The organism is Rhizobium sp. NFR03 (assembly GCF_900111275.1).
Classification (GTDB): Bacteria; Pseudomonadota; Alphaproteobacteria; order Rhizobiales; family Rhizobiaceae; genus Ferranicluibacter.
In genome coordinates, this window is the sequence record NZ_FOGR01000009.1 from 107,131 (window position 1) to 131,263 (window position 24,133).

Genomic DNA, 24,133 nt, shown 5'->3' on the forward strand with positions numbered 1-24,133 from the left:
TAGCTGCTCTGTACGTTGTAACATATCTCTTGCATCAAGGGCAGCCTACACCCTCCTCTTCTCGAGGGGAGCAGGATTTTGGAAAACGGCACTTTAGCAGCCATGCATGCTGACGACCTTGCTCTCCTGCAGCCACATTTCGAGAGAGTCGAGCTCAAACTCAAACACATTCTGTTTGAAGCCGATGCCCCTATCGAGCACGTCCACTTCTTCCTGGGAGGGCTTTCCTCCGAGATTGCAACTCTCGACGGAAAAGGGCAGCTGGAAATCGGCTGTGTTGGCAGAGAAGGCTTTTCAGGCCACTCCGTCTTGCTTGGCGTGGAGGCATCGCCTCATTTTGCATTCATGCAAGCGAGCGGCAGTGCACTCCGCATCCGTTCAGACATTTTGCTATCTGCTACCGATACAAGCAAACGGCTTCGCATGCTGCTCCTGCGCTTCATTCATGTGTTGATGGTGCAGATTGCCTCATCCGCTGTTTCGGACGCGCGGTTCACAGTGCGGCAGCGATTGGCGCGCTGGCTCTTGATGTGTCAGGACCGCATCGGGGATGAGCTGCCTCTCACCCACGAGTTCCTGGCTTTGATGCTGGGGGTACGCCGTTCAGGTGTAACGGAGATGATCCACGTGCTCGAAGGCGAGAATCTCATCAGGGCCGTCAGAGCGTTGATCACTGTAAAAGATCGACAGGGTCTGATTGACGTCGCCGCCGGATGCTACGGCTTGCCGGAAAGTGAGTACAGGCGGTTGATCAACCCAAACCTACAGTCACTCGGAACGACCCCGCGAAGAACCGCGTCGTAGCTCGGGCAGCGTAGTTGCGAACGTCTTCGAGCACCGGTTCGCATCGAGTACGGCTTATCATCACGGTCTCCTTCTGGAAGTCGGTGCGCATATGAAGCCGTCAGTCTTAGAGCGTGCGGCATTTGCAAATGCACGCGGCAGCCGGCGAGGGGAGGGCTTAAGGTTGAACGACCTGCCGATAGCGGAAAGCGATGTTGCCCCCACGGAACAACACGGGCGAGCAGGGGTTTCGAGAACATGAGCAAAACCGTCCTCCCTTCTGTTAACGAGCGGCTTGAATGGCGCAAGGCCAACCCGATTAGTCATGGCGATTTCAAGGGCCTAGCCGGAGATAAGGTTGTTGCGCGTATCTACCTCGCGGTCTCCGACATCAGCTTGAATGAGAATTGGCATTGGGAGTTGACGGCACACCATAAGGGCCTCTCCGCAGACGATGTAGCTGGCCAGGCGCCTTCGCACATCGCGGCGGCAGATGCCGCAGAGCAAGCGTATGCGCGAATTTTACTTTGTACTCCCGTGGAGAGAGAAAACTCAGATTCTGGAAACGCCCCAAGCGAAACAGACCGCTTAGCCGAAGCGCTTGAACATGGTGGCGACGCTTGAGCTACGAACACCGCGTCATGATTGCGAACACCGATGGCGTCATTAGCGTGGATCGGCATGTGACGACGAAGGAGCTGTCAGCTCTCGTCGACGAACGACACTGTGGTCGGCTGTTCTTGGCGGCATTCCTACAGAACAGCGAGAGAGGCTCGATTGTTTGTCCGACGGGAGAGACGATAGTGTGGCGTCCACTAGAAACGAGCTGACCCAAGCAGACTTGGCGATCCCGCCCACGCGGTGCACGCACGGTTTGGGTCAGCTCGCGCTGCGGAAAGAAGCTGGTCACGGGGGAGAATAATCAACAATCTCTTGGTCGCATGAGCACGCTCAGTAATAGACACCGACTTCACCTCGTGCTCTTGAGGCAAGGAGTGACATCGGGTCTGAGACAAGAAATGGAAATTGCCTTTGTATGGCTTGCGTCGATTGCCGGTACGGCGCTCATTGCGTACACGCATCGACTGCCGATGCTTCAATGGGTGGCTCTAGGGATGCTTCTGGGACCCGCGGCCACGATTGCTGCTGCTATCAAAGGGACTGGGGACAATAATCGTTGAGCAGCAGCGATCCCAGTCTTGACGAAGATACTCCGCTAAGAGAGCATGGCTATTGAGACCACGGAGGCGATCATGATTGATGAAGCTAGCTTTAAAACAGTGGATCGCGCAGGTCAGGTTATTGGCTGTACTCTGACAGTTGCCGCATATGCGCTGGTTTTGTGGCCTCTGCTTCGAGCGATGATGGAATAGCGAGCGAGCCAATTTCCCTTTCGGCAGTACGGCCTGCCGCATGCGTCCTATCACAAGGTCAGGCTGTCGTTAAAGACAATCGTCGTCGTCCGTCATTGTGCGTTTCTGACAATTGCCGTGAGCTGGTCAGAAGCTACATCTGCCCCCGAATGCTTTTGGAGGGAAATGCCTTGATGGAGAACGGCCTGCTATCCGTGATGTCTCGTGACGACCGGGCTTTGCTCGAACCTCATTTCACGCTGGTAGAACTTGAGCTGAAGCAGCCGCTTTTCGATGCGCACCAACCCATCGACTATGTCTACTTTTTCCTCAGCGGCCTCTCTTCCGAAATCGCAACGGTTGGTCGCGAAAACATTGAGGTCGGCTGCGTCGGGCGGGAGGGCCTATCCGGACATGCAGTCCTGCTCGATGTCGAATGCTCTCCCCATTATGCCTTCATGCAGGGGGCCGGGACCGCGCTACGTATTCGGTCTTGCGATCTGGTTAGGATGGTGGATCAGAGCTCCAGCCTACGGAAACTGCTCTCGCGCTATGTGCACGTCTTTATGACGCAGATTGCACAGTCTGCTCTCGCAGATGGGCGCTTCACCCTCCAACAACGATTGGCTCGCTGGCTGCTCATGTGTCAGGACCGCTTAGGCAATCAGATGCCCCTTACCCACGAGTTTTTAGCCCTCATGCTCGGAGTGCGTCGTCCCGGCGTCACGACGGCAATGCATGTCCTTGAGGGGGAGCATCTTATCAAAGCTGAGAGAGCGTCCATCACCATCTTGGACCGACCGGGACTTATCGCTACTGCTGGAGGGAGCTATGGGCTTCCCGAGGAGGAGTACCGGCGGTTGATCAACAGGGCGTTCTAGACGTCTGTGGCCTTCGAGTTCTGTACGGTAGCCGGGTGCAACATTTTATCCGTTGCTCGATTTGGTGAAAGCCGGGGCCGAAAAAAGAACCGATATTGAGATGCAGAAATATTTCCTCCACCTGAACTACCTTCGAGAATGTGTCCAGGACCCAGACGGCGCCGAGCTGCCCGACCTCGAAACCGCGAAAAGCGATGCGCGCGATACGATACGAGAAATGGCAGCTGATGCCTTGAGGGCAAAGAGGAAGTTCACCCTCACCAGTATTCGTGTCGGCAGCGAGAGCGGGCAGCTCCTAGCAGAGGTTTCTGTGGCCGAGACCTTAGCGGAAGTGATCGGAGTTCCGTTCGCCAACACTTCGCCTCCTGACCATCATGTTTGAGCGAGGTCGCGCTGCTTAGGTCTTCAGCAGGTCGAAAACGAGCTGGTGCAGATTGACGATACCTCGATCACCCCCCTCTTTGGCGGTAACTTCGATGAGCTGTGGCCGGATGTCTTTGCGCTGCTGAACACACGAGGCAATCAACGAGTATGCATCGCCTACGGCTTTGGTCATGGCGGCATCAAGTGTGGGCAGCTCAATTCCTTCCGCATCCTCGCGGAATTCGTCGCCGGTCCTCGTGTGGAAGTAGTATCTCGTCATTTTCTGCAAACTGGAACACCATCTCGTTGTTTCGGTCCGGTGCAAGACGAATGCGATAGGCATAAAGTTTCAGCAGTTACCCGATTGCGAACGGCTATCAGGACATGCTCGCTATCAGCCGTGCGCCGCGTGCGCGTGGTCGTTCAGGTCTGCTGGCACCGAGCGACTCTCACGTATCGCGCGCCAGGTAACCGCAGCGCCGCCTACTGATCTTTCCCAAGGCGCACTGGACCAAGTTGCACTTGAATAACCCGATCGAGCGATCGAACGGAGAAATCAATCGGCGGACCGAGGTCGTCGGCATCTTTCCCAACGATGAAGCCATCGTTCGCTTGGTTGATGCGCTGCTGCTTGAACAGAACGATGGACGGGCTGTCCAGCGATCCCGGTACATGACACTTAAGACGGTCCCTACGATGAGCCGCTCATCAACCTGCCAGCCGCAAACTGACACTCCTCCGGTCCTCTGGGATGAGCTATGGTCGTCTAAGCCACACCACGCGCTGGGACACGATCAGGTGTCACCTCGGTGTCGTGCCAGTCAAGGGATCGGCCGTCTGCTGCATGGACCACAAGTCGCGCGACTGGTACGCGTTTCTCTCGATCTACCAATGAGGAGTGACCTTCCATGTCAGCGAACAGGAAATCTTCACCCCATTGGCGGAGTGCGACAATCACGGGGAACAGGCCACACCCCTTCGCGGTCAGGACATACTCGCGGTAGGCCGTTCCATCCGACGCAGGTCCTGTCTCGAAAATCCCTCGCTTCACGAGGTCGCGCAATCGGGTTGCCAGCACACCCCTGCTGATGCCCAACCCAAGCTGGAACTCCCCGAAACGGCGTTTTCCATCGAACGCATCGCGGATAATCAGGAGCGACCACCAGTCCCCGATTGCATCAAGAGAACGCGCCACCGGGCAACCGGCATTCCATAGGCTTACGCGTTTCACCATCTATCCTGGTCTCCATTTCATAATCTGGTTCTATCTTAGAACTGGAAATGCCGCACGCCAAGTGGTCTTGGAATATGGCTGACGAGATGACGAGGGTTGCATGATGGACGAGAAGACGGCGACTAGTGCCCGCGAGGTGCAGGGTCATGGATTGTCGGGAGCGCAGACGCTAATAGTTGCATCCGCCGCAGGTTTGAGCGTGGCGAATATCTATTACTCACAGCCCTTGCTCGACATGATTGCAGCCGACCTTGGGATCTCGTCGGCTGTCATCGGTCTCATCGGGATGCTGACCCAAATCGGGTACGGACTTGGTTTGATCTTTATCGTGCCGCTTGGCGATCTCATCGATAGACGCAAGCTCATCATAGTCCAAGGTCTACTGCTGACGATTGCTCTTGTGGTCGTCGCGACAGCAGGAGCGAAAACAATGCTCTTGGCTGGTATGGCCTCGCTTGGCCTGCTGGCTGTCGTCGTTCAGGTATTGGTTGCTCAGGCGGCGGCGCTGGCCACTCCGGCTCAGCGTGGCAGGGTGGTAGGTACGGTTACCAGCGGTGTCGTAGCGGGCATCCTATCAGCCCGCGCCTTCGCTGGCACGGTTGCCGATCTCGGTGGGTGGCGGGCGGTGTATCTAACATCTGCGCTTGCGACTCTCGTGATGGTCGGCATTCTGATGTCAGTTCTGCCGCGGCAATCGGTAGAAAGGAAATCGGAAAAATATTTCAACGCTGTACTGTCTATTCCAGGAATGTTTTTGCGAGACCCCGTCTTGCTCTTTCGCGGCGGTCTCGCGCTGTTAATCTTCGCATCCTTTAGTACCTTCTGGACGGCACTCGTTTTTCCGCTGAGCACTCCGCCCTTTTCCTATTCTCACACTCAGATAGGCCTGTTCGGGCTGGTTGGATTGGCCGGAGCAATCGGTGCAACATTCGCGGGAAGGCTGGCAGATCGAGGGCATAATGCTTGGACGACCGGAATCTCTCTGGCCATCCTGCTGGCATCCTGGGGTTTGATCGCTCTCCTATCATTCTCCATAGCAATGCTATTGATAGGGGTGTTCCTGCTCGATTTGGCGGTCCAGGCTGTCCACGTCAGCAATCTCAGCGTCATCGTGGCTCTTAACCCGGAGAAAAGTAGCCGCCTGATTGGAGGGTACATGGTATTCTACTCGATCGGCAGCGCCATCGGGGCAATTGCCGCCACGGCGACCTACGCGCGATCTGGTTGGACGGGAGTTTCCATTCTAGGAGCAACATTCAGCGGGCTTGCGCTCGCCGTGTGGATCGCCGGTTGTCTGTCAGCGAGCATCAAACGGCAAACCCGCTTAGCCGATTGCTCGCACGAATGACAGCTTTGGGCTGTGGAGTGTCTTTCACTTCGCGCCAACAGCGGTCATATGTCCCTCGATTTTATCGGGCCGAGTATTGCGCAAAGTACAAGCTCACTGGTGCTGAAATGTTATCGCTGACGGGATCGAGAGGCTTGACAACATCCATGCATCCATTACTCTGGATACATGGAATCAGATAAAGCTATTGCGGCGCTTGCAGCCCTTGCCCAATCCACCCGCCTGGACACCTTCCGGCTGCTGGTCCGCCATGAGCCGGAGGGCGTACCAGCCGGTGAACTCGCACGTCTGCTTGGCGTGCCGCAGAACACGATGTCTGCCCATCTCGCGATCCTGTCGCGCGCCGGGCTGATCAAAGGCGAGCGCCACAGCCGCCTGATCATCTACCGCGCCGAGATCGATGCGCTGCGCGACCTGACCCTCTATCTGGTCAAGGATTGCTGCGGCGGCAGTGCCGACCTGTGCGCGCCCCTGATCACCGCTCTCACCCCCTGTTGCGACCCGCCCTCTCCGCAGAGCCGGCAATGACGACTTTCGAGCGTTACCTGAGCCTGTGGGTCGCCCTGTGCATCGTAGTTGGCATCAGCCTCGGGCACCTGATGCCCGGGGTGTTCCAAACCATCGGCGCGATGGACGTCGCCAAGGTCAACCTGCCGGTGGCGGTGCTGATCTGGCTGATGATCATCCCGATGCTGCTGAAGATCGATTTCTCGGCTCTGGCCCAGGTCGGTCGCCACTGGCGCGGTATCGGCGTCACCCTGTTCATCAACTGGGCGGTCAAGCCGTTCTCGATGGCGCTGCTGGGCTGGCTGTTTATAGGCTGGCTATTCCGCCCCTACCTGCCGGAGACCCAGATCGACAGCTATATTGCCGGCCTGATCATTCTTGCGGCGGCACCCTGCACGGCCATGGTGTTCGTCTGGTCCAACCTCACCAAGGGCGAGCCGCATTTCACGCTGAGCCAGGTGGCGCTGAACGATGCGATCATGGTGGTGGCCTTCGCGCCGATCGTTGCCCTCCTGCTCGGCCTGTCCGCCATCACTGTGCCATGGGATACGCTGATCCTCTCGGTGGTGCTCTATATCGTCTTGCCGGTCATCATCGCCCAGGTCCTGCGCCGGAGCAAAGATGTCGAACGCATGGCCGGTCGCCTGCAGCCAGTCTCGCTGGTGGCGCTCCTCACCACCCTCGTGCTGCTGTTCGGCTTCCAGGGCGAGCAGATCATCGCGCAGCCGACCGTCATCGCGCTCCTCGCCGTGCCGATCCTGATCCAGGTCTATTTCAACTCGGGCCTCGCCTATCTCCTGAACCGCGTCAGCGGCGAAGAGCACTGCGTGGCCGGTCCGTCGGCCTTGATCGGGGCCTCGAACTTCTTTGAGCTCGCAGTGGCGGCGGCCATCAGCCTGTTCGGCTTCACCTCCGGCGCAGCGCTCGCCACCGTGGTCGGCGTCCTTGTCGAGGTGCCGGTGATGCTGTCGGTGGTCTGGATCGTTAACCGCAGCAAGAACTGGTACGAGCGCGGCGCCGGGGTCCGGACCAACGCCATCAGAAAGGCCTGAGACCATGGACGTCACCATCTACCACAACCCCGCCTGCGGCACGTCGCGCAACACGCTGGAGATGATCCGCAATGCCGGCATCGAGCCGACGGTCATCGAATATGTGAAGCATCCACCATCGAAAGCGACGCTGGCAACCATGATTGCGGATGCGGGCCTCACCGTGCGTGAAGCCATCCGTGAGAAGGGTACGCCCTATGTGGATCTTGGCCTCGACAACCCGGACCTCTCTGACGACCAGTTGCTCGATGCCATGCTGAAGGACCCGATCCTGATCAACCGCCCCTTCGTTGTTACACCCCTTGGCACACGCCTGTCGCGTCCCTCCGAGGTGGTGCTCGACATCCTGCCGGAGACGCACAAGGGTCCCTTCACCAAGGAAAACGGCGAGCAGGTCCTCGATGCGGAGGGCAAACGCATTGGCTGATCTGCCTGCCCTCGACCGCGACCACCTGCGCCAACCGGACCTCGACGCGCTGCGACCGGCGTTTTCGACCCACAAGCCGCGCATCCTGATCCTCTACGGCTCGCTGCGCACGGTATCCTACAGCAGACTGCTGGCGCTCGAGACGGGCAGGCTGCTGGAGGCACTTGGCTGCGAGGTGAAGATCTTCGATCCCACCGACCTGCCGCTGCCCGATGCCGCGCCGGTCACGCATCCCAAGGTCCAGGAGCTGCGCGATCTGACCCAGTGGTCGGAAGGCCATGTCTGGATCTCGCCTGAGCGCCACGGTGCGATGACCGGTATCATGAAGGCGCAAATAGACTGGATCCCGCTTGCGGTCGGCTCGATCCGCCCGACGCAGGGCAAGACGCTCGCAGTCATGCAGGTCTCGGGCGGGTCGCAGTCGTTCAACACGGTCAACCACCTGCGCGTGCTCGGCCGCTGGATGCGGATGATCACCATTCCCAACCAGTCCTCGGTTGCCAAAGCCTTCCAGGAATTCGACGCAGACGGTCGCATGAAGCCCTCGTCCTATTACGACCGGGTCGTCGACGTCTGCGAGGAGCTGGTCAAGTTCACATGGCTGACGCGCGACGCATCCGGCTATCTCACCGACCGCTATAGCGAGCGGAAGGAGGAAGCTGAGAAGCTGGAGCAGCGCGTGAGCCTCAAGTCCATATGACCGCAAGACTTCCAGTTGCGGCTATCCTGTCACTCGGTGTCACCCAGATCATCGGTTACGGCACCCTCTATTACAGCTTCAGCATCTTGGCGCCGGACATGGGTGCCAGCCTCGGCTGGTCGCAGGAGTGGATCTTCGGCGCGCTTTCGGTCGCCCTGCTGATCGGCGGCTTCACCGCGCCCTGGCTCGGCAGTCTCATCGACCGGGTCGGCGCGGGCGCGGTGATGACCATCGGCTCTGCTGTGGCCGCCGCCGCATTGGTTGCCTGCGCATATGCGCCCGGCAGAACCACCTATGTCGCCGCCCTGATCGGCATCGAGGTCGCCGCCAACCTCGTCCAGTACGGGGCCGCCTTTGCACTCCTGGTTCAGCTTCAGCCGACGGTGGCCCAGCGCAGCATCACCTATCTGACCCTGATCGCGGGTTTCGCCTCCACACTGTTCTGGCCGCTCACCTCGAGCCTGCACTCGCACCTCTCGTGGCAGAACGTCTATCTGGTCTTTGCAGGACTCAACCTGCTGGTCTGCCTGCCGCTGCATGCCTGGCTGGCAACGGGGGTGACCCACAGCCGCAAACAGGCCGCATTATCCCCGACCGAGCCGGTACTCGGCACACTGCCTCTGGAACGCAGGCGCTCGGGATTCCTACTCATGACCACGGCCTTCGCCTTGCAATACCTCGCTGGCTCGGCGGTGCTGGTACACATGGTTCCACTACTGGCCGGACTAGGGCTCGGCGCAAGCGCCGCCATCGTCGGCACTCTCTTCGGTCCGTCGCAGGTCGCGAGCCGCCTGATCAATATGGTGTTCGGCAAGCGCCTCAACGCCCTGCATCTTGCCATGATCTCGTCGGCCTTGATTCCGGTCAGCGCGGTGATCCTGATCCTGAGTGCTCCCTCGATACCCGGTGCCATGGTTTTTGCCGTCATCTTCGGCATGGGCAATGGGTTGCTGAGCATCGTGTCGGGCACTCTGCCGCTGGCGCTGTTCGGGAGTGAGGGTTACGGCAAGCTGCAAGGTCGCATGATGGCGGCCCGCCTGGTCGCTTCGGCACTAGCGCCCTTCGTGCTGGCCCTCACGATGGAGTGGTTCGGGATCCGTTTCTCGATGGGCGGCATTATTGGCTTGGCACTGCTGGCAGTCGTTGCCTTTACAAGCCTGCTTCGTTTTCAACGACTAGGCTGATTGATGGCGGCTCCAAACGCGTACGCCAACGTACGTCGCATTTGGGGCCGAAGAGAACGTAGGATAAATTGTAATCTCAAACTTCTTGCCGGCGATGGACACAGTTTTCAGCCGTAACCTGACTGTCAGCAGCGTTCGGCTTCTTAGCTAAAACCGCTCTCCCAGCGGTAGTAGACGACGGGGTCGCCGCTCCGAGGATGAAAGCCCTCCTTGATCGCCCGAAGACCGTTGTCCTCGTAAAACCGCCGAGCTCTGACATTGGCCGTCCGGGTAAACAGGGTAAAGCCGGTCGGCATCTCGGCCTGGGCTTCCTCGAGTAGCTTCCGGCCAATACCATTGCCCACGGCGTCAGGGCGAACGAACAACTCGGCGAGCACGGCCTCCGAGCGCTTCATCGCAACAAAGCCGACTGTTGTCCCTTCGCAGACCGCAAGCATCACAAACCAACCCGCTGCAAACTCCGGATCTAGGCGCGACCTCAGTTCATCCCGAGAGGGCATTGAAACGGGACCGACACCGGGTAGGCTCGCGCTCGAATGCCAAATGTCAGCGATGTCATCCCAGTCCGATGTGGTTGTCGCCCTTAGCGAGTATCGCATGCCGTTGTGCTCCAAAACTCCCGTGGTCCGATAGTTCGCCCAGTCGCCGCGGTACAAGGTCATCATCGATCTAAAGGTGACTTCTATATGGCCGGCATCGCAGGCAATCGTCGCTCAAGGCGTTAGCACGGGATCTGAAACGAACGGCGTCATCAAGGCTATGGGAGGTATGCCGTGAGGTCGTCCTGGAGACGTTGCATCGGGAAAAATCCGGTGGTACTCACCTTGAACCACTTTAGGAGAAAGGAGGGTCACATGCATAATTTCTATTTCCGGTATTACCGGACACGTGGCCCCGTCAACGCCCTGCAAACGCGTTTGCAGGGCTGACCAGAGACCGGTTCTCTCGACATTCTTGTCTGGTCAGGCCCTTGGCCTGCAGAGCCGAGCATTGCTCGCCCCTCTGCCATTTCCGACACACCGCGAGACGCTTCGCATCTATTGAGGCCGCGCGCCCATGATGTGCTGTGTCCGCAGAGCAAGACCAGAGAATTCCCATGAGCATCATCAACCTGCGCAATCTCGGGGTCACACTTGCGACCCCGCTGTTTTCCGGCCTTAATCTGACCGTCAATGCCGGCGACCGGATTGCCATCGTGGCTGCCAACGGTCGCGGCAAGTCGACGCTTCTGAAATGCATCGCCGGCGCCTTTGAGCCCGGCGAAGGCGAGATGACGCGAGCAAGGGGTCTGACAATCGGCATGGTGGAGCAGAACGTTCCGCCCGCACTTGCCGAGGCGACTTTCCGCAATGCCGTCTTGCAGGCGCTTTCCAGCGAGGTTGTCGAGAGCGAAAGCTGGCGCGCCGATGTCGTTCTGGAAGGACTGGATGTGCCGGAAGAACTGCGGGAGCGGCAGTTGAAAGCGCTGAGCGGTGGCTGGCAGCGGCTGGCGCTGATCGCCCGCGCTTGGGTATCGGAGCCGGACGTGCTTCTGCTCGACGAACCGACCAACCATCTTGATCTCGCAAAAATCGCTTTGCTGGAGAATTGGCTGAATGCGCCTCCACGCGACATGCCCGTCATCGTCGCCAGTCACGATCGCGCGTTTCTGGAAGCTGTGACCAACAGGACGCTTTTCCTTCGACCCGACAACAGCAAGGTCTTTGGCTTTCCCTATGCCAAAGCCCGTGTGGCACTGGATGAGGCTGATGAGGCGCAGGCGCGGCGCTACGAGCGCGACCTGAAGACCGCCGACCAGCTGCGCCAGCAGGCCGCAAAACTCAAGAATATCGGCATCAACTCAGGTAGCGACCTGCTTGTGGTCAAGACGAAACAGTTGAAGGATCGGGCAGACAAGCTCGAGGATGGAGCAAAGCCCGCGCATCTGGAGAGATCGGCGGGCGCGATCCGTCTTGCCCATCGCAGCACGCACGCAAAAGTCCTAATAACTTTGAAGGACGTGCCGGTCACAACACCAGAGGGAACGCTGCTGTTCAGAACCGGCCAGCAATTCATCTGCCAGGGAGACCGGATCGTTCTTCTCGGTCACAATGGGGCCGGGAAGACGCGTCTGGTCTTGCTGCTTCGACAGGCCATTGTCGAGCCATCCGTCATCATAGAGGGGATCACAGCTACGCCGTCGCTGGTGCTGGGTTATGGCGACCAGTCTTTGTCGGACCTGAACGACCGGCGCACGCCGCTAGAGACGATTATCCATCGTTTCGACGGCGGCGATCAGCGCGCACGAACGCTGCTTGCGGGTGCGGGCATGACCATCAAGATGCAGGGACGGCCGGTCGGCGAGCTTTCCGGGGGGCAGAAGGCTCGTCTGGGATTACTGGTGCTGCGCCTTCAGGAGCCGAACTTCTATCTCCTGGACGAACCGACCAACCACCTCGACATCGAGGGGCAGGAGGCGCTGGAAGAGGAACTGCTGGAGCGCAACTCCAGTTGCCTTCTCGTGTCCCACGACCGGAGTTTCGTGCGCAATACAGGCAATCGGTTCTGGCAGATTCAGGGCCGGAAACTCATCGAAATCGACAGTCCGGAGCCGTTTTTTGAAGCTGCCACGCAATAAGGCTCGCCCGTCCGTATGGATCCGGTGTCCGCGGTCAAACCCCGGCGATCGGAGCCGTGACGCGCCGCCTGGAAAAGCCACGGGAGCCGGTAAGGGCTATTGCGTCTACATCGGCTGTGAAAGGAATAGGTAGACTTCGCTCTGGCTTTTCATCTCTCTTGAGCAAGGTCCGGTGGTGCGGATGGTGAAGACAGTTGACCCGACGACGAATTCTCGGCGATCGATGCGGTGCTCGCCCGATCGAATGCGGCCATCGAAATGGTTACTGACAGCCTTCATCAAGAGGGCGTCGGTTCCAAGCTTTGTGGAACATGACTGCCGGTGCTCCATAGAACCCTCCGCCGTCTTCGCCCCAATCGTCTGGGCTTACTCGATGGATAAACAGGTCGATGTACCCAATGAAAATCATAAACGCTAACATACCGAACAGGTACGATGCGAGCGGGTAGAAATACGATAGTGCCGCAGGAATGCCGATGATTGCGCAACGGATCAACTATAGCCGTATCAGATCAAATCGCTCGTCCTCGGTCATGATCCCACCATTCGTCTTCGACCACCTCTTTCAAATCCTCAGTAACCTGAGACTTTGCATTCTCGGAACCAGAGATTTAAGGAAAGGCCCCAGATTAACGGCTTTCCCAAGGTCCGGAAATCACGGAGCTTCGTCCGCCATCAGCGGACGTTGCGTCCCGAACGCTTGGTTGTTTGTCCTTGCCGTGCTTCGACTTCGCCTTTATCGTGACGCGCAGCTATAGGCACATCCGGAGCTACCAGATTGCGTCCTTTGGAGCCACGGGTGGACCCAGTGTCATAACCCGAGCAGAATGGGCGCGAGCGTTAGCAAAGTCCATCTTGATTGTCATCACCAGGAGGAGTTTCGCCGCCTTTCAAGGCCTATTGCGACGGAACCTCTGTTCGCCACGTCCCAGACATTGAGTGGATAGGGCACCAATGCCATTGATGCCGTTCAAGTGACGCGCGGCAGGCTGCGTCGCAAAGAACATTGCGTCAATCATGGAGCCAATGATTAGCCGGCAGTTAACGGCCGCATGCCTATATTCGACTATGTACCGTTCGACACAACTGACACTGCTTCTCATTTATCTTCTCATCAACGTCGCGGTCTACTGCGTCTACTGGTGGGATAAGAAAGCTGCGGTAGAGGGAGCGTGGCGCATTCGCGAGAGCACGCTGCTCTGGCTGGCTATTGTCGGTGGAAGCCTTGGAGCCCTTGCCGCCCAGCAAGTACTTGGTCACAAAACGCGCAAAGAGCCGTTCCGCAGCATCCTGATGACAATCGGAGCGCTGCATGTAGGATTGGGCGCCGTATGGATTGCTGTACCAAATCTTGTGGTGGAGGCGTTATCGCGTATGAAGTCGTCTCTGTGATTCAGAGATTTATGATGTAGTTCCCAGGCGGCGACCACCAGTACTCTCGACTTTGGCGAGGATGATTGCCTGTCAGGATTGCGCCTCGGCAAAGTCTGCGTGAATTTCGCCAGAAACAGACGCTGTGGCTTCTAAACAGGCGCTCTGGCGGCTACGTCAGGTCGTGAAGGTCTTTGCCCAAGGCCGGTCCCAATTGCCACTCACGAAATCTGACCTTCAAGCCTGCACGTTCGGGAGTGCAGCACATTGGCCCAACGAGATAATGGTCCGCTTCCGGGAATGGGCAGAGGCGCACGAGTGGCCACGTCTGCCCATCATGTGAAGCTTGTATCCTCAGAACGCCACTCTGGACGGTCACCCTTATCCAGAAATCTGATGGGTTGCCGTCATAACGCCCCGTTGCCCAGTCGGAGGCTTCATTCGTCAGTACACTGCCGAGCAAGCCATATCCGTCCGAGAACTCGATCCCGGTCTTGACCCACCGTCTTTCGTCGAGCCTGACCATGAGACCGGCCTGATCGTAAAGATGCTCGAAATTCGCCTGAACTCGAACCTGGGCGGTGAAATCGCCTTGGGTCTGGAATGCGTAGAAGTGGCCGTTGTCGCGCACAAAGCCATAGTGTGTCTCTCGCCAAAAATCGGTGCTGGCGTCCGTCGTCACGGAAAGCTCGGTATCCGAAGCATGTGCTTTTGCGGGCTTATTGAGCCACCGTCCACTTTTAAGACTCTGCAACGGACGTCTCCTATGACAATGAGCGGACTTGCTCGGCCGTATCTCTCGTACAGCGGCAGCTTTAGAAAGCCCAATTGCTGCGAACAGGCAAGGTCTGACAGGCGTCTTGTGCTTGGCGCCTTCGAAACGGACATTGCAGGGTAGAACCAGCACAAAATAGGCGGCGAGACAGGGCTGTCGAGGTCAGTCTGTTCGGGCGAACACCCCTGGCGTGACACCGACATGCCGCGTGAATGCAACGCTGAATGCGCTGGCGGAGGCATAACCGATCCGCGTTGCGATCTCGACCAGGGGCGCCTCTCGCCGGACCAGCAGGTCCTTTGCAATCGCCATGCGCCAGCCCGTCACATATTCCATCGGAGGGACGCCCACCTGCCTTCGGAAGCGGTCGAAGAATGCCGACCGAGACATAGCGGAGGTCTCTGCCAGTTCCTCGACGGACAAGCCTCCACTCGGGTCCTGATGGATGCGTCGTAGCGCTGGAGCCAGGCGCATGTCGGAAAGCCCGCGCAACAATCCCGGAGATGTCTCAGCCCCTCCTGTACTCCGCAGAGCGTCGATGAAGAGAACTTCGAGCAACCGGCTCAGGATCATGTCCCGCGCTGCAAGTCCGCCGACCATCTCGGCGTGAATCATCCCGACGAGATCCATGAGCCGCCGCTCGCCTCGAGCATGAACGATGTCCGGCAGCAGCGCGCTCAGCAACTGCTTGTCGTTCGCCAGGAAGGAACAGTGACCCACCATGGCCATGACGTCGGCCAGCGCGTCCGGATCGCCGAGGCGGAAGACGCCGGGACCGGTCTCCAGCCGTCGCGGTAACGTGCCCGGCGGAGGCTGTTCAAAGCTGCTCATGGTAAATGCGTGGATTTGCGGCACGAGAACGAAATCACCGGACGCAAGGATGATCGGCGATCTGCCGGCGATCGTGAGCAGGCAGCATCCTTCCACAATCGCGCAATAGAACGGACTACCAAGCTCGCGACGCTCGACCGACCATGCCCCACCGGCCATAACCAGCTTGGCGATCGATGGCACGGGCTTGAGTAGCGAGACGATCTCGGCGAGTGGATCGGACATGTCTGGACTTTCACTAAATAGGTGCGGACGTTTAGATATAGATAATCCTGATCTCGTCGTCCATCCTGAAGGCGCACAAGGAGTCACAAATGACGAAGAACAATCTGATCGATATCGCGCGCCGTATCCCAACGTCCAACGGAGCCCTCACGATAGCCTACTCGCCGATCCGCCTCGACATCGACGGACGACCGCCTCTGGAACTGCGTTTGACGGCACCGGCAGAAGGCGATCGCCTCCCCATCGTCATGCTGTCGCATGGATACGGACCCTCGTTCTACGTTCCGTCGAAGGATGGCTACGCGCATATGGCGCAGTTCTGGGCGGAGCGCGGCTTTGCTGTCATCCAGCCTACCCACGCAAGCTCCCGCGTCGGCGGCCTTCCTGAAGACGCCGAAGGCGCGCCGTTCTTCTGGCGCGAGCGCGTCGCTGAGATTCTGACGGTGATCGACCGGCTGTCAGAGATCGAAGAGCAAGCGCCGGCCGTCTCTGGGCGGCTTGACCATGACCGCATCGCGGCGGCAGGACATTCTCTCGGTGGCCACACGGTGAGCCTGCTCCTGGGCGCGCAACTCCACGGAGAGACTTTTAGGGATCCACGCATCAAGGCTGGGATTCTTCTCACCGCTCCCGGACGTGGTGGAAAAGATCTGACAGAAGAGAACGCTGCGCGCTTTCCATTCTTTGACCTCGACTTCTCACACCTGACGACGCCGAGCCTGGTCGTTTGCGGGGCAGACGACAACCCGCGTTTTACACCCCGTGGCCCGGATTGGCATGCCGATGCCTACCATGACGCGGTTGGTGCGCATGCGCTTCTTACCCTTCACGGAGTAGGCCACGGCCTTGGCGGCATTGCAGGGCTCGACGCCAAGGAGACAGAGGTCGAGGTGCCGGATGCGCTCGAGGCAACGAAGCGCATGACGCTGGCCTGGTTGAGAACTGCCCTCGGCGATGACGCCAATGCCTGGTCCTCAGCATGTACGGCGTTGAAGGGTCCGGCGAGCAGCGTTGGAACCGTCGTCGAGAAGTAGTCGGATATAGCCGGACGTCGGAAGCCCGCAGGTGGATGGGAAGCATCACCCGTTTCCGTCGTGGCGAAGCTGCAATTGGGAGCGGTTATCAGCCGCTCCCTTTACATGTTAGACCTGCGCCTGCCCGAGGAGCATGTACCTCACGCCGCCTGCCAGACCTGATTGAGGATCTTCGCCGCCAGCGCGGCCTTATCCTGCGGCAGGAAGCGGCCATAGTGCCTGGCGACCATGTCGGGCGTATCCTGGATGGCATAGCTTGCCTGCTCGTAGGAGCCGGTCTGTTTCAGGATGTGGGTTGCAAGCACATCACGCACGTTGTGCGGCCCGTGGGGCAGAAGGCCTTCGATCGCACCGCGGCCGGTATAGGGATTGTAGATCCCGTACCGCTGGATGGTCAGCCGCCACGCCTCGTAGAAAGTCGTCTGGTCGTAGGCCGCATCCTTGCTGGTGGTCTTCACCGTCTTGACGAAGAAGGTTTCGGGATCGCGCGCGTTTCCAAGAAGGACACTGCGGTGGCACGCGACATAAGCGTCGAGATGCGTGTAGAGCCCCATCAGATCGGGCAGGATCAGCCGGAACGGCTTTGAGCCGAAGAACGACGAGTGGGCATTCTTGAAAGCGATGGCCGGGATCAGCACTTCCCAGCCCCGCTCGCGGTCGTTCCAGCGCAGTTCGCCCCGCTTCAGTTCCTGCAGCCGCCGCTCGGAGCGCGGAAAATGACCGCGCGGGCAGAGCAGGAGCTGGCGCAGGTTCTTCTGGCGAAGCCCCAGATGCAGGCCAAGACGCAACATCAGGAAAGCACGCACGGCTTCGGCCGCAGCCCGCGGATACCGGCGCTCATCCGGCATCCGCTGAACGATCTCCTCCGTGATCTTGCGATACTCGGCAAGCGGGCTTGCCGCCTCCAGAACCGGCATGATCGGCTCGAACGGATCACGGTGGACGCGCATGACCCGCTGGATCTCCTTCGAGCGATGACGGGCATACTGGAAGAAACGTTCGCAGGCGGCATGCCAGTCGCTGCGCGCGTCATCGATCTCGGCTTGCGAGATCAGGCCGGGCACGGCACGGACGCGCTGCAAAAGTTCGGGATGTTGTCGCAGCCAGCCTGTGCCCTCTCGGGTCAAGGAAAGCGCGACGCTCAGCATGTCGACCTCCCAGGCAGTGTAGAAGCCACGGCGGTGTTCACGCCACTGCACATACCAATCCCAGATGCCGGGAAAGACCAGCATGCCGAAGGTCAGGTGCGTCAATGGCACGCCACGCCCGCGCACAGCGCCACCTGGAGCGGCGGTCAGGGCTCCGAACATCAGACCGAGATGCTCGATCTTCTGGGACGCCGTCTCCTCACCCCACACCCCGTGGCGCTGAAACCCGAGGGCTGTCAGCGTCGATGTCTTGAAGCTAACGAGATCGGCCATTTCCATCGCAAGGGCTGGCGGCGCATCGATCACGCCGGACAGGAGATCCGGATCCTCGATCGACGTGACATCGTCTTCATCTGCATCGTCCACACTTGTGAGGAGGTTGCAACTGGTCGATGGGCCGCCGCCATAGGCTATTCCGGGAAAGCGTATGGCGTATCGCTGACGAACGGCTGCTGCCTGATATCGCCTGTAGTCGGTGGCGCCGGTAATAATGACGCGGCGGACCCATTCAAGGATCTCCTCGCGCTTGGCATGGGGCAGACTGTTGAAGTCGTCCGGAAGATGCCAGGCCAATCGACGGCGTTCCGCTGGACCGATGTCGCTGCCGACGTCATGGCCCGATGCTGCGCGCACGGCATGCGGCAGTTTGGCTTTGAAGTATCCTTGGGGAAGGCGATAGCGGGCTTCAATACGGTTGAGGATGGCGAGGCTTTCCAAAGTCCTCGGCGTCTTCATGCCGGTCATCCAGCTCAGCAGCGTAGTCTTGTCAAAGGCCTCGCCCGGATGGACGACGGCCTTATGCAGGCGATAGTAGGTCTCGCCAAAACGGCGGATCTGGTAGCTCAGTGCCTCTTGAAACGAAGCAGGATCCTGCCCTTGGCTGAAGAGTGGCTCGGGGAAGGGGTCGATCGGTTGCGGATCTGGTCCAGGCTTGGACAGGGACGGCGCCGCTGTGGATACCGTACTGCGCAGTGTCCTTGGTGATCTGGACGATGGCACGTCTTTGACAGCTCGTTTGGCCCTCGCTGTCTTGTCCGCAACCGGTGTTCTCGGCTGCTGTTGTGTTGGTTGAGTTCGCCGGGATGGCGCTGGATCCGGCTCCGCCTCGCCGATATCACGCATCCAACGTTCGATTGCGTCAAGTCCCGGCTGCATCGCTCGCTTCAATGCTTGCGACATCTCCTGCCGAAGATCACAATCATCGCCGATCTGCCGCCAATCCGTGCGCCCGGCGTTTATCGGTGGCCGCATGTGTCTGGCAATAAGTGACAGCAGGTAGCCCCGAATGTTCTGGCAGTCGCGTTGTGTCGCAACAGGAGCAATCCTGACCTGGCAGAACTGGGTGATCATGCGCTGGAGGGTTTGGGGTGAGGCAATGTGCTTTCGCATACGGCATCCACAATTGGTCGAACTCGATCGGCCCGAGGCCGGGGCCAGCCTGCTAATGCGATGATGTTAACAGAACGTGTACAAGAAAATGCATATATAGCCTCGGCGGTTATGATCCCATTGGACGACCGGCGGTCTTGTCGTGCACCTTGCACAACGCCATGTGGCTGAAGGTTTCCACGCGTTCGGACCGTTCGGAACTCGAGTGACAGGTGCACGTTACCGAACACGAGCCTCCATCAACCAGGCAGTCAGGTGACGTTATGACCCGTGTGATCGTGATTGGAGCAACGGGGCATGTCGGGACCTACCTTGTTCCCACCCTCGTTGAAGCAGGGTATGAGGTTGTCGCCATCAGTCGTGGCGTGGCCGAACCCTACCAGCCGCACACGGCCTGGCGTCACGTCGAACGTCTGCAAATGGATCGGGAGGCGCTGGAGCGCGCCGGTACTTTCGGCAAGGATATCCTGTCTCTGAAGCCCGACATCGTCATCGACATGATCTGCTTCACAAAACCCAGCGCTGAAATGCTGATTGGAGCGCTGGCTGGTCATGTCGGTCATTTCCTTCACACAGGCACGATCTGGACCCACGGCACGTCTGTTGCCGTTCCAACTGTTGAGGACACACCAAAATATCCGTTTGGCGACTATGGGGTGAAGAAAGCCGAGATCGAGACCTACCTGTTGAAGAAGGCGCATCAGGACGGGTTTCCCGTGACCATTCTTCATCCCGGGCACATCGTCGGACCGGGCTGGGCCCCGCTCAACCCGCAGGGCAACTTCAATCCGCAGGTGTTTTCGGTGCTGGCGCGCGGCGACAAACTTGCCTTGCCGAACTTCGGCCTGGAGACTGTCCACCACGTCCATGCGGAAGATGTCGCCCGCTTGTTCATGGCGGTCATTTCCTCTCGTGCAACGGCAATCGGTGAGAGTTTCCATGCTGTCTCCGAGAAGGCACTGACGCTGCGCGGATATGCAGAGAGCATGTCGCGCTGGTTCGGTCATGAACCCGAACTGGAATTCCTTCCCTATGACCAATGGGCAGCTGGCCAGAACGCCGAAGACGCGAAAGCCACCTGGGAGCATATTGCGCGCAGCCCGAATTGCTCGATGGAAAAGGCGCGGCGTCTCCTCGGCTTCGTCCCCCGGCACACATCGCTGCAAGCGGTACAGGAAGCGGTGACGTGGCTCATTACGAGGGGTAAGGTAGAATCGGCATTGGAATAAGTAAATTATCTTGATGTGGATGAATATACATAGCTGTAGGGGCACCGAGAGTCGCTCTGAGTTAATACAGTCGGGCTACAGCAGTATTATAGCCGCATCTCCCCGCTTACGGCGATGTACGGCATGTCTAAGCTTATCATCAACAGTTCCTGTGAATGAACCGTCCGCGGGCCAGGCAGCTTGTTGGAGAAGTTCTAAAATCCCGATCGTTCCGGAGATGATCGATGTGTGGCAATTCCTACGCCCGACGCCTAGACAAGAGCGGCGTTAGTATCGACGAAGCGGCCAGTGCCGGAATCGATACACCGCATCTTTTCCAAAGCGAAACAGGGACATGCATACGCAGAGCGTTGCGGACTTCAGGGCACGCGTCAGTTTGTTTTGCAGCTTTACCATGTGGTGCCCGATCCGGTAAAAGCAGCAACTGACCAAGGAAAGATGAAGCTTTGTCCTTAGCACGCGTGCCTATAGCTATCCCAGCAACCTTCACATCGAGCGCACGTGCCGTTTTCAAACGCTTAGTCGCCGTTGGGCAAGCAACACGTCCGCAGTTGTGTGAGGACCTCAATCTTTCACGTCCGACATTGTCGGCAGCTATGGCGGAGCTAAGCCGGCTGGATTACGTGGAAGTCATTGGGCAAGCACAAGGCCATACGGGACGGACGGCTGCTATCTATCAAATTGGCAAGGGCGCAGGGCATACGATCGCGGTGGATGCCGGGTCAACGGTCATTCGCTATCGCGCGACCTATCTGGACGGCCGAGTGCTTTTGGCTGGGATTTACCCGCTTTCTTCAGGTCAACGCCATATGAGCGCTGAGATTAGCCGTATGGTTGATCAGGCTATCACCGAGGTACTTAAGGCAGTTATGCCAGAGTGGGGACCGCTCCGCGCCATTGGAGTAGCAGTGCCGGCCCGCGTCACAGGCCAATCGCGGCTCGTGCAGCCTGACCGCGAGCTTTGGACGTTCGATGGCTTCACACCACCACCCGGCGTGCCCCTTGTCCTGGAAAATAACGTCAATTGTGCTGCTATCGCCGAACACAACTACGGAGCCGCCATCGGGCGCCGTGACTTTGCGTTCGTGCAGGTAGGCCTGAAGATTGGCATGGGGACCGTGTTAAGCGGCGAGCTTATCCGTGGTCAGAATGGCGCAGCTGGCGAAGTCAGTCATATCCCATTTCCCTGGAGCGCAAACGAGAGGCCGCAGCCGGAGACATTGGAAGATTATCTTGGCGTAGACGCCTTCATGGAGCGCGTGCGGTCAGATTGGCCGGGAGATGATCTCCCGCGAGACAGTCTCGACCTCTTCGAAAGGGCCAGCAAAGGCGACGTGGCCGCAACGGATCATGTCAGGCGGCACGGGCATGACATAGGACGGCTCGTCGCTGCGTGTGTAGCTGTTATCGATCCTGGCTTTGTTGTGCTCGGTGGAGGCGTGGGCAGCCTTCCTTTGCTGCTCCCGTATGTTCGGGAGGAAATTGCGAGACTAAGCTATTCCACCGATATTGTGACGAGTACTCTTGGCGCTGATGCGACGCTGCTCGGTATCGGCAAGTTGGCCGCGGCCCATGCTCAGGCAGATCTGATTGACGCTGTAAACGGCTGACATCACTCGGGAAAACAAACGAAGGAGCGGCCAAACTGACCGCCCCTTATTCTCAAAGTGTGGATAGGCCGTTCAATCGGCTTTGATCTTCGTGTCCGTTTGGCGGTACCGGAACTTCGTGTCCGTCAGCCCTAAGGCATCCGACAAGGTTGCCGCCAGAAGCTGTGCGGGCAAGATATCGAGGATCGCGCGAGCGATGCGGCTGGTTTGCGCCGGAACGCGAATGACGACGAGGTTTTCGGCATCTGCCACATCTTCTGCCGTGATCAGCAGAACGCCACTGCCGATGGCGGCCATATCCTGTGCGAGCTTGATCTCGCGCCCATCCCCGATGATGACGACGCCCGTGGTTGCATCCATCGGCTCCATTGGCCCGTGCAGATAGTGCAGCGTGTCCGAAGGACCTGCGGGAATGCGGGCGGCTTCGCGGATCAGGAGCGAAGCCCCGTCGGCTGTACCGAATGCAGATCCAGCGCCGACGCAGTCGATCGCCCGTCGATTATTGAAGATCACAGCTGCGGCTTCCATACGATCGCCGGCCGTCTTCAGAACGTCAGCGGCGATCGCAGGCAGTGTGGCCCACTCGACTGATGCGCGCCCGGCGACCTTGTCTGCGAGAAGGCCTGCAGCAATGAGCGTACCGGTGTAGCCGGTGCTTGAGGGGGTTGCGTCCGATCCGCTTGCAAAATGAATATGAGCGCCCACGACGGAGGAGAGCGGATTGTTGCCCTCCTTGGTAATGCCGAAAGACGGGCATCCCTGATGTGCCTGAATGGCGGAGACCGGCTCGATGCTACGTCCGCCGGCAGACATGGCAATGATGCTGTCAGCCATATCGCCGCCCTGCATCAAATCAACGGCCCGGATGGCTTGGGCTCGCCGGCCTAGGCGCTGAAATTCGCCAGCGACCACCGTTGCTGCCGCGAAGCTTGCACCGATGCCTGTGATGCCTATGAGGCCTGCCTTGAGCGGTGAAGCATCGATGTGCTCAAGGTCGGCGCTTGCAGCAGCGATGCTATCGCGCAGAGATTCCGGCTGACGCGCAATTGTGGCTCTGTAACTCATGGGAAATCCTTTCATTTAAAGAATCCGGCACTGTTAGGCCGGCAAGGGTTAAGCTGACCGACCAGCCCGTTCGGGCAGCGCGGAAAGGGGTATCGAGGCCGCAAAGGCCTTGGCGATGTTGCAGGCACCTTCGACAGGCGGACCCGGATAGATCGAAACGGAAAGAGAGCTGCCGAAGCGCGCGTCCATGGCGTGCAGAAAGGCGTTGGCCAAACCCGGCTGCGCGACGATCACACCGCCGCCAGCGACGACGCTCGACGCCTCGGCCCCCAACATCCGCAGCCGCTCCACGAGATCAACAAGCGCAGAAGCACCTTCATCGATTACGGTCTGTGCAATCTTCGACCCCATGGATGCGGCGTCGAAGATTGTCGAGGCGTGGCGACCGAGGGCTGCCGCACCGCCGGCGCTGGCAATTTGACTCCCGATCCGCGCGGGGTTGTCGATGTTGAGTGCACTAAACAGTGCACGCACCAGCGGCTCATCGGGAGTGCCACCGCAATCGAGGTATTTGCTTACAGCGCGTCCGGCCTCGCGGACCAAGCCGGCGGCACTTCCTTCGTCTCCGATAACCCAGCCCCATCCCCCAGCGACAAGCATCCGGCCGTCCGTGTTGCGAGTTACAGCAATGGAGCCCGTTCCCGCCACGACGCCGATCCCGTTGATCTCACCGATCGAGGCTGGAATGAGCTCCGCATCGTTCACGATCTTGACGGGTATGGTGGTTACCGCGCGAAACCCGGCTGCGAACGCATCGCATTCCTCTTGGTTGTCACAACCGTGCGCACCGACGGCAATGGCGTCGACCGTCCGCGCCCCAGCCAGGGTTTCCACAAAGTCGACAAGGGCACGGGCGTCCCCGGTCCAGTCACGCAATCGCCACTCGCCGCTGGGAACGATCAGATCATCGGCATGCCCTGCCGGATCATATGCGCGCAGGTGAGTTTTCGTCCCACCGATATCGATCCCGACGGTGATCCCGTTCATGGGTAGTCTCCAGAAGTCTGT

24 protein-coding genes and 1 pseudogene are annotated in these 24,133 nt (G+C 59.1%); 17 read left to right on the forward strand and 8 right to left on the reverse strand.

What is annotated here, in order from left to right; genetic code table 11:
• The first annotated feature begins 78 nt into the window (after positions 1–78).
• The 5 genes from BSG19_RS21495 (at position 79) to BSG19_RS21510 (ending at position 3,398) form a co-directional block, all read left to right on the forward strand.
• Positions 79–804: a Crp/Fnr family transcriptional regulator gene (locus tag BSG19_RS21495; protein ID WP_244529367.1), complete on the forward strand. Its 726-nt coding sequence runs from the start codon at positions 79–81 to the stop codon at positions 802–804.
• 237 nt (positions 805–1,041) lie between these two features.
• Positions 1,042–1,407: a hypothetical protein gene (locus BSG19_RS21500; protein WP_092990057.1), complete on the forward strand. Its 366-nt coding sequence runs from the start codon at positions 1,042–1,044 to the stop codon at positions 1,405–1,407.
• A 602-nt stretch (positions 1,408–2,009) separates the two neighbouring features.
• Positions 2,010–2,156 carry a hypothetical protein gene (locus BSG19_RS26185; protein WP_170866067.1) on the forward strand — a complete coding sequence of 49 codons (147 nt, stop codon included), beginning with the start codon at positions 2,010–2,012 and terminating at the stop codon, positions 2,154–2,156.
• Between the two features lie 173 nt (positions 2,157–2,329).
• Positions 2,330–3,016 carry a Crp/Fnr family transcriptional regulator gene (locus BSG19_RS21505; protein ID WP_244529368.1) on the forward strand — a complete coding sequence of 229 codons (687 nt, stop codon included), beginning with the start codon at positions 2,330–2,332 and terminating at the stop codon, positions 3,014–3,016.
• A gap of 100 nt (positions 3,017–3,116) precedes the next feature.
• The gene (locus tag BSG19_RS21510; protein WP_092990059.1) at positions 3,117–3,398 is read left to right on the forward strand and encodes a DUF6894 family protein; all 282 of its coding nucleotides are present in this window, start codon (positions 3,117–3,119) and stop codon (positions 3,396–3,398) included.
• Positions 3,399–3,413: 15 nt separating this feature from the next.
• Here BSG19_RS21510 and BSG19_RS21515 read toward each other — a convergent pair whose 3' ends face one another.
• Positions 3,414–3,659 carry a DUF6894 family protein gene (locus BSG19_RS21515; protein WP_139274807.1) on the reverse strand — a complete coding sequence of 82 codons (246 nt, stop codon included), beginning with the start codon at positions 3,657–3,659 and terminating at the stop codon, positions 3,414–3,416.
• 206 nt (positions 3,660–3,865) lie between these two features.
• Between BSG19_RS21515 and BSG19_RS21520 the strand changes: the two are divergent.
• Positions 3,866–4,110, forward strand: a pseudogene (locus BSG19_RS21520) (transposase); the annotation flags it as partial.
• Between the two features lie 35 nt (positions 4,111–4,145).
• Here the strand turns inward: BSG19_RS21520 and BSG19_RS21525 are convergent.
• Positions 4,146–4,613 (reverse strand): winged helix-turn-helix transcriptional regulator, encoded by a 468-nt coding sequence (locus BSG19_RS21525; protein ID WP_092990061.1) that lies wholly within the window; start codon positions 4,611–4,613, stop codon positions 4,146–4,148.
• Between the two features lie 100 nt (positions 4,614–4,713).
• On the opposite strand from BSG19_RS21525, the gene BSG19_RS21530 reads away from it, so the two are divergent.
• The 6 genes from BSG19_RS21530 (at position 4,714) to arsK (ending at position 9,831) form a co-directional block, all read left to right on the forward strand.
• Positions 4,714–5,961, forward strand: a complete 1,248-nt coding sequence (locus tag BSG19_RS21530) for an MFS transporter (RefSeq protein ID WP_244529369.1) — start codon at positions 4,714–4,716, stop codon at positions 5,959–5,961.
• A 168-nt stretch (positions 5,962–6,129) separates the two neighbouring features.
• Positions 6,130–6,489 (forward strand): ArsR/SmtB family transcription factor, encoded by a 360-nt coding sequence (locus tag BSG19_RS21535; protein ID WP_092990062.1) that lies wholly within the window; start codon positions 6,130–6,132, stop codon positions 6,487–6,489.
• A complete protein-coding gene (gene arsB / locus BSG19_RS21540) occupies positions 6,486–7,520 on the forward strand; it encodes an ACR3 family arsenite efflux transporter (protein ID WP_092990063.1) in 1,035 nt (344 codons plus the stop codon). The genes BSG19_RS21535 and arsB overlap by 4 nt, the downstream gene beginning before the upstream one ends.
• A 4-nt stretch (positions 7,521–7,524) precedes the next feature.
• A complete protein-coding gene (gene arsC, locus BSG19_RS21545) occupies positions 7,525–7,947 on the forward strand; it encodes an arsenate reductase (glutaredoxin) (protein WP_092990064.1) in 423 nt (140 codons plus the stop codon).
• Complete coding sequence (arsH, locus tag BSG19_RS21550) at positions 7,922–8,647, forward strand: arsenical resistance protein ArsH (RefSeq protein ID WP_170866068.1); 726 nt, start codon at positions 7,922–7,924, stop codon at positions 8,645–8,647. The genes arsC and arsH overlap by 26 nt, the downstream gene beginning before the upstream one ends.
• Positions 8,644–9,831 (forward strand): arsenite efflux MFS transporter ArsK, encoded by a 1,188-nt coding sequence (arsK, locus tag BSG19_RS21555; protein ID WP_092990066.1) that lies wholly within the window; start codon positions 8,644–8,646, stop codon positions 9,829–9,831. The genes arsH and arsK overlap by 4 nt, the downstream gene beginning before the upstream one ends.
• 143 nt (positions 9,832–9,974) lie before the next feature.
• On the opposite strand, the gene BSG19_RS26190 is transcribed toward arsK, so the two are convergent.
• Complete coding sequence (locus BSG19_RS26190; protein WP_092990067.1) at positions 9,975–10,496, reverse strand: GNAT family N-acetyltransferase; 522 nt, start codon at positions 10,494–10,496, stop codon at positions 9,975–9,977.
• 431 nt (positions 10,497–10,927) lie between these two features.
• Between BSG19_RS26190 and BSG19_RS21565 the strand changes: the two genes are divergently transcribed.
• Together BSG19_RS21565 and BSG19_RS21575 are read left to right on the forward strand one after the other, a co-directional pair.
• The gene (locus tag BSG19_RS21565; protein ID WP_092990068.1) at positions 10,928–12,448 is read left to right on the forward strand and encodes an ABC-F family ATP-binding cassette domain-containing protein; all 1,521 of its coding nucleotides are present in this window, start codon (positions 10,928–10,930) and stop codon (positions 12,446–12,448) included.
• Between the two features lie 1,017 nt (positions 12,449–13,465).
• Complete coding sequence (locus tag BSG19_RS21575; RefSeq protein WP_244529370.1) at positions 13,466–13,840, forward strand: DUF1294 domain-containing protein; 375 nt, start codon at positions 13,466–13,468, stop codon at positions 13,838–13,840.
• A 151-nt stretch (positions 13,841–13,991) separates the two neighbouring features.
• Here the strand turns inward: BSG19_RS21575 and BSG19_RS21580 are convergent, their stop codons facing one another.
• Together BSG19_RS21580 and BSG19_RS21585 are read right to left on the reverse strand one after the other, a co-directional pair.
• A complete protein-coding gene (locus tag BSG19_RS21580; protein WP_092990070.1) occupies positions 13,992–14,573 on the reverse strand; it encodes a DUF1349 domain-containing protein in 582 nt (193 codons plus the stop codon).
• A gap of 183 nt (positions 14,574–14,756) precedes the next feature.
• Positions 14,757–15,650: an AraC family transcriptional regulator gene (locus BSG19_RS21585; protein WP_092990071.1), complete on the reverse strand. Its 894-nt coding sequence runs from the start codon at positions 15,648–15,650 to the stop codon at positions 14,757–14,759.
• A gap of 89 nt (positions 15,651–15,739) precedes the next feature.
• Here BSG19_RS21585 and BSG19_RS21590 point away from each other — a divergent pair, with 89 nt between their 5' ends.
• Positions 15,740–16,684 carry an alpha/beta hydrolase family protein gene (locus BSG19_RS21590; RefSeq protein WP_092990072.1) on the forward strand — a complete coding sequence of 315 codons (945 nt, stop codon included), beginning with the start codon at positions 15,740–15,742 and terminating at the stop codon, positions 16,682–16,684.
• A gap of 140 nt (positions 16,685–16,824) precedes the next feature.
• On the opposite strand, the gene BSG19_RS21595 is transcribed toward BSG19_RS21590, so the two are convergent.
• The gene (locus BSG19_RS21595) at positions 16,825–19,221 is read right to left on the reverse strand and encodes a hypothetical protein (RefSeq protein ID WP_092990073.1); all 2,397 of its coding nucleotides are present in this window, start codon (positions 19,219–19,221) and stop codon (positions 16,825–16,827) included.
• 263 nt (positions 19,222–19,484) lie between these two features.
• On the opposite strand from BSG19_RS21595, the gene BSG19_RS21600 reads away from it, so the two are divergent.
• On the forward strand, positions 19,485–20,450 hold the full coding sequence (locus BSG19_RS21600) for an NAD-dependent epimerase/dehydratase family protein (protein ID WP_092990074.1): 966 nt from the start codon (positions 19,485–19,487) through the stop codon (positions 20,448–20,450).
• Positions 20,451–20,896: 446 nt separating this feature from the next.
• Positions 20,897–22,060, forward strand: coding sequence for an ROK family protein (locus tag BSG19_RS21605; protein ID WP_244529371.1), 1,164 nt, complete (start codon positions 20,897–20,899; stop codon positions 22,058–22,060).
• A gap of 72 nt (positions 22,061–22,132) precedes the next feature.
• Here BSG19_RS21605 and BSG19_RS21610 read toward each other — a convergent pair whose 3' ends face one another.
• Both BSG19_RS21610 and BSG19_RS21615 read right to left on the reverse strand, forming a co-directional pair.
• Positions 22,133–23,125 carry an SIS domain-containing protein gene (locus BSG19_RS21610; protein WP_092990075.1) on the reverse strand — a complete coding sequence of 331 codons (993 nt, stop codon included), beginning with the start codon at positions 23,123–23,125 and terminating at the stop codon, positions 22,133–22,135.
• Between the two features lie 48 nt (positions 23,126–23,173).
• Positions 23,174–24,112 carry an N-acetylglucosamine kinase gene (locus BSG19_RS21615; protein WP_092990076.1) on the reverse strand — a complete coding sequence of 313 codons (939 nt, stop codon included), beginning with the start codon at positions 24,110–24,112 and terminating at the stop codon, positions 23,174–23,176.
• Between the last annotated feature and the right edge of the window lie 21 nt (positions 24,113–24,133).

Excerpts from the sequence above, each read along its gene's own strand:
- BSG19_RS21500 (WP_092990057.1), top strand. The coding sequence starts at position 1,042 with ATGAGCAAAACCGTCCTCCCTTCTGTTAACGAGCGGCTTGAATGGCGC.
- BSG19_RS26185 (WP_170866067.1), top strand. The coding sequence starts at position 2,010 with ATGGCTATTGAGACCACGGAGGCGATCATGATTGATGAAGCTAGCTTT.
- BSG19_RS21505 (WP_244529368.1), top strand. The coding sequence starts at position 2,330 with ATGGAGAACGGCCTGCTATCCGTGATGTCTCGTGACGACCGGGCTTTG.
- BSG19_RS21510 (WP_092990059.1), top strand. The coding sequence starts at position 3,117 with ATGCAGAAATATTTCCTCCACCTGAACTACCTTCGAGAATGTGTCCAG.
- BSG19_RS21515 (WP_139274807.1), bottom strand. The coding sequence starts at position 3,659 with ATGACGAGATACTACTTCCACACGAGGACCGGCGACGAATTCCGCGAG.
- BSG19_RS21525 (WP_092990061.1), bottom strand. The coding sequence starts at position 4,613 with ATGGTGAAACGCGTAAGCCTATGGAATGCCGGTTGCCCGGTGGCGCGT.
- BSG19_RS21530 (WP_244529369.1), top strand. The coding sequence starts at position 4,714 with ATGATGGACGAGAAGACGGCGACTAGTGCCCGCGAGGTGCAGGGTCAT.
- BSG19_RS21535 (WP_092990062.1), top strand. The coding sequence starts at position 6,130 with ATGGAATCAGATAAAGCTATTGCGGCGCTTGCAGCCCTTGCCCAATCC.
- arsB (WP_092990063.1), top strand. The coding sequence starts at position 6,486 with ATGACGACTTTCGAGCGTTACCTGAGCCTGTGGGTCGCCCTGTGCATC.
- arsC (WP_092990064.1), top strand. The coding sequence starts at position 7,525 with ATGGACGTCACCATCTACCACAACCCCGCCTGCGGCACGTCGCGCAAC.
- arsH (WP_170866068.1), top strand. The coding sequence starts at position 7,922 with ATGCGGAGGGCAAACGCATTGGCTGATCTGCCTGCCCTCGACCGCGAC.
- arsK (WP_092990066.1), top strand. The coding sequence starts at position 8,644 with ATGACCGCAAGACTTCCAGTTGCGGCTATCCTGTCACTCGGTGTCACC.
- BSG19_RS26190 (WP_092990067.1), bottom strand. The coding sequence starts at position 10,496 with ATGATGACCTTGTACCGCGGCGACTGGGCGAACTATCGGACCACGGGA.
- BSG19_RS21565 (WP_092990068.1), top strand. The coding sequence starts at position 10,928 with ATGAGCATCATCAACCTGCGCAATCTCGGGGTCACACTTGCGACCCCG.
- BSG19_RS21575 (WP_244529370.1), top strand. The coding sequence starts at position 13,466 with ATGGAGCCAATGATTAGCCGGCAGTTAACGGCCGCATGCCTATATTCG.
- BSG19_RS21585 (WP_092990071.1), bottom strand. The coding sequence starts at position 15,650 with ATGTCCGATCCACTCGCCGAGATCGTCTCGCTACTCAAGCCCGTGCCA.
- BSG19_RS21590 (WP_092990072.1), top strand. The coding sequence starts at position 15,740 with ATGACGAAGAACAATCTGATCGATATCGCGCGCCGTATCCCAACGTCC.
- BSG19_RS21595 (WP_092990073.1), bottom strand. The coding sequence starts at position 19,221 with ATGCGAAAGCACATTGCCTCACCCCAAACCCTCCAGCGCATGATCACC.
- BSG19_RS21600 (WP_092990074.1), top strand. The coding sequence starts at position 19,485 with ATGACCCGTGTGATCGTGATTGGAGCAACGGGGCATGTCGGGACCTAC.
- BSG19_RS21610 (WP_092990075.1), bottom strand. The coding sequence starts at position 23,125 with ATGAGTTACAGAGCCACAATTGCGCGTCAGCCGGAATCTCTGCGCGAT.
- BSG19_RS21615 (WP_092990076.1), bottom strand. The coding sequence starts at position 24,112 with ATGAACGGGATCACCGTCGGGATCGATATCGGTGGGACGAAAACTCAC.